This is a genomic window from Vibrio sp. 10N.222.48.A3 (assembly GCF_041475345.1).
In the GTDB taxonomy this organism is placed as follows: Bacteria; Pseudomonadota; Gammaproteobacteria; order Enterobacterales; family Vibrionaceae; genus Vibrio; species Vibrio tasmaniensis_A.
This window is the reverse complement of the sequence record NZ_JBFRVX010000656.1, coordinates 1-3,910: the sequence shown is the minus strand read 5'-3', so window position 1 is coordinate 3,910 and position 3,910 is coordinate 1. Positions and strand designations below refer to the sequence as shown.

General features: G+C 34.8%; 2 protein-coding genes and 1 pseudogene. 1 reads left to right on the top strand and 2 read right to left on the bottom strand.

Annotated features, from left to right (window positions below; all coding sequences use genetic code 11):
* Window positions 1–216: 216 nt before the first annotated feature.
* Window positions 217–375: pseudogene (locus tag AB4653_RS17885) on the top strand (IS630 family transposase); the annotation flags it as partial.
* Between the two features lie 194 nt (window positions 376–569).
* Here AB4653_RS17885 and AB4653_RS17880 read toward each other — a convergent pair.
* Both AB4653_RS17880 and AB4653_RS17875 read right to left on the bottom strand, forming a co-directional pair.
* Window positions 570–1,304 (bottom strand): hypothetical protein, encoded by a 735-nt coding sequence (locus tag AB4653_RS17880; RefSeq protein ID WP_016800077.1) that lies wholly within the window; start codon window positions 1,302–1,304, stop codon window positions 570–572.
* Between the two features lie 405 nt (window positions 1,305–1,709).
* Window positions 1,710–3,764 (bottom strand): hypothetical protein, encoded by a 2,055-nt coding sequence (locus tag AB4653_RS17875; RefSeq protein ID WP_016800076.1) that lies wholly within the window; start codon window positions 3,762–3,764, stop codon window positions 1,710–1,712.
* Window positions 3,765–3,910 lie beyond the last annotated feature (146 nt).

Sequence of the window (3,910 nt, the reverse complement as noted above, 5' to 3'; positions counted from 1 at the left end):
GGCAAAAGACAAAGCAGTATGGCAAAAGGAATGTGTCAGAGAATGCGATGCAACGTTACAAAGCCATTATAGGTCCCCAATTACACAGTAGATACTTTGAAAACAACAACAGGAAATGATGCTAGCGGCATGATTTACACAGCTTGGTATGCCCGACAGCTACCGAGTCGCTTAATGATGTCAAAAGACAAAGTGGGTTGAGTACTGCAACAAAGCCACGAGAAGTCGAGAAACAACGTTTACTTCAAAACTAAACGAGACTTCAAGGCGGCGATAGACCAATTTTTTCTCGTGACTCTTCCAGAGATGGCAGGCTCTTTGACATCTCAGATTAATGATAATTTTCAGGTACTCAAACCTGCACCTTCAAGTTGATTCAATATATATGTGCTGTGGGTGAGCTTTATTCTGTCATAAACATCCAATTTTAAGGCGAGTTATCTATATATTTGTGCTGCTGCTTGCTTTGACATCAATTATTTTACCTCTTCTTTATTCAGAGAGCATTAACATCATAATTATCTCTTTCAGTTTGGCTTTAGCGACCTCTTGCGCCATGTAATGCCTAACTAAAAGCAGTTAGGTGTTGAAAAACCCATCCTTCGATAATTAGTCTCAAGAACATCCGAGATCATAAAAGCAGTAACCTTCTTTATTTCACCTCCGCCTTTCTTTAAATCTCGAATTATCTCCCTACCATTTTCAACACTCGCTCTTTTAACCGCTCCCGGTCTATTAAGCCTAGTATTAACAATGTTATCGGGGTCTGACATCACTTGAGATATGCTTCTTTTTTCTAATGCAGTCCAATCCTTAACCTCACTAATCACTACATTTTCACCTTTATATGAAGTTGAAAAGTATAATTTATTAGAATCTATTACATCTGAGCCCAAGGTATCAGAGGCACTTTCTAAAAAATCGTCATTGAACTGCAATGCCTCTGTTACGCTACTTTTAGTACTTTCATTTGGAAATGGTATTTTACCTTCCTCAATATCAGCTAAAATATTTTTGTTCTTTTCAAGCATACTTTTTACATTCTCATATAGCTTTTTCCTAGCTTCTGAATGTTCCAAGGGTTTATCTAAAACTAACTTTTCAGTAGAGAAGCCGACTTTTGAAAGCCTTACCTCCCCATTTTGAATTATTATTTTCGGCCTGATCGAGTCTAATTCACTTGGATTTATTTTAGTTACATCAATTTCAAGACTCCCAGACATCGAGCTAAATGAAATTGCAGAGAGTAGCAATATCAAAAATGTATTTATAAGATATTTAATTTTATATTTTCTTCCCATCATGATTCACCTCTTCAAGGAGTAATTGGTCTATGGTAATCCGGGGAAAGGAGAAGCCAACCCATTGTAATTCCCCTCAATAACATCAGAAACTACAAAAGCGGACATTCACCTAACGTTCGGATTATTGGACTTAAAATCTCTCACCACACTTCTACCTGTTTAGCACTGCACCTTTAAGAACCACATTAGTATTTACAATGTTGTCTGGATAACATGACGCAAGAGAAATACGCTTGCTCTTAACCTTAGGTCGCTCGAACGTTAGACATCAAAATGGATTATCCTTTGATTTAATTAAACTAGTGCCTCTTCCTATAGTCTTGATTTTTAGTTAATCAACTCAAAAAATCATTTTTAAAACTTTATCTAAGATACTTTTTCCCTGCTCCCATCACAATATTCGACCTAATTGGCGTGATGCAGGCGCATGGGTGGTCCTGTTTGAGAAACAGGAACCCATAAATTGATAGTGTCATCAAGGTACCTAATTATTTTATTATTATCTTCATCTAAAAAAGGAGTTGAGTTAAATGCTAGCCAATCAAAGTTTCCGCTTGAATATTTATGTACTTCTTGAGAAGAGTAATTTACGAGTTTACTGTTTTTATTTAGCGCAACCAGGTCGTCACGTAAATCGCTCAAGATTACAGCAGCGGCTTCATTTTCCCAATCACTTAACTTTTGTAGTTTCTTCACGTAATTATCGATTAATGCGCCCACAACGTTAAAGTAACTATTTTGAATAGAGCTAGTCATTTGAGCATAATCAATGAATCGTAATGATGTCTCATAGTTATCACCACCTTGTAGGCTCATTAATGAAACAGCATCATTTAATGCAACATCTACCTTTTTCTTTAGGCTTCCATCAGCCACATGTTTATCGATTTTCTCAATAAGCGAATTTAATTTTTCTTGACTGATTGGCTTTAATGAAATTTCTGATTTATCTACTAATTTAGTATTAACCAGGTCTTTAGCTGCATGATAAGAACTCATAATTTTGTTTTTAAGGGTGGAATGTTCCTCTCCAATTTTCGAATATGCATCATTAATTAATTTTGTAAACTTGGTCTCATCAGTCACATCGACGCCTTGGCTAATTAGTGACTTTGTTATGGCAAAAACAAATGGAGCAACATCAATTTTGGATTTAATATCATTCATGACAGAGCCTTGAATTATTGAGCTTTCAATTGGCATAAATATCGATATAAAAATAAGAAAACCTTCTTCAACCTTTACCTCTGAATAATCAAGGTTTTTCAAAATATGATGCCCAAAATATAACCAAGAATAGTATTTTTTTAGAACATCATTATATGGGGTTATCATTGATTCCTGAAGACTATGGATAAATTTTGTATCTGTAAGCATATCTTTGAATTCAACAACAAGATGATCGCTATTGTCATATATTACATCTACTGTTCTCTCTAAAACTGGGAAAAATACATCATTCAACCAACGCATATTTGGTATTGCAACATTTTTTATCGATTTTGAAAATCGGATGCTGTTTGTGCCTTCATATAATGGATGGAAATTTGCATTATTTAATGGGACATGTCCGAAACTACTTATGTATTTCTTCCCTGTCAATGAGGTTGAATACCAGTATTTTAAATTTTCCTTTAATCCGATTAGGTGGCTAATAGTTACTGGTAATTCACTGGAAACGAATTGCATGGTTATTGGGGTGGATACTGTGTTATCTTTGAAATATTTATCTACTCTATTAGAGTAATTATCATTAATCAATCTATATGCTAATTTGTGGAAACTGTTTTTATATAATTCAACTGTTAATTCTCCAAAATGTTTATATTCATAATTATAAATCTCATCATTATCACCTCGGATTATTTTTTTAAGCTTTAGTAGTGATGCGTCTGTTTTATCAATTGCTTTTGAGTAGACACCCATCAAAGTGCGATCGGACTCTTCCATCTTGTTGATGACCCCAGCCATTTTTATATCACCATAAATTGCAATCCCTTCAGCGATGAGAACACCTATAACTGGGTTTATAGCTTCCGCAATTGACTCGGAGAAAATTGAGCCGATAACTTCCCCTGCAATTTCCGGTGCTATGTAGGAGCCCAAAAGAACGGCACCACCAGTGATTTCATCAGCATTTTTATTTTCTATGCCGTCAAGCAATTCTAATCCACCACTTACAACGGCAATAGCTCCACCAATTTTCTCTGCCAACTCCATTGCTCCGGTTTCAAATTCTGGTATAACCTCACCAATTTCTTCATTAGTAATCTTTTGGCCAATGGGAGTTTCTTTTTCTGATATCGGTGAGATGTCCTCTTGAAAATCATCAACCTCTTTTTCAAGAGTTGTAGTTTTACATGCTTCCCCCTCATCCAAAAGAAAATAGAAAGAGTTAGCACTATTGGCAAATAATACCGCTCCGATTGATAGTCCAATAGTGCTTATTTTAAACTTCATTGTCCATTCCCCCGCCTAAAATATGATTTTTTGAAAATTTTTATGGAATTAAAAAATTGGTAAAACTGACAATAGACTATTTCAATCAATCAATAAGAACATTTAAATAATTTATGTTTTATTTATATTGAAAAATTATCATCCTT

Bases quoted from the DNA above. Each gene is read 5' to 3' on its own strand.
- AB4653_RS17880 (WP_016800077.1), bottom strand. From the start codon at position 1,304: ATGATGGGAAGAAAATATAAAATTAAATATCTTATAAATACATTTTTG.
- AB4653_RS17875 (WP_016800076.1), bottom strand. From the start codon at position 3,764: ATGAAGTTTAAAATAAGCACTATTGGACTATCAATCGGAGCGGTATTA.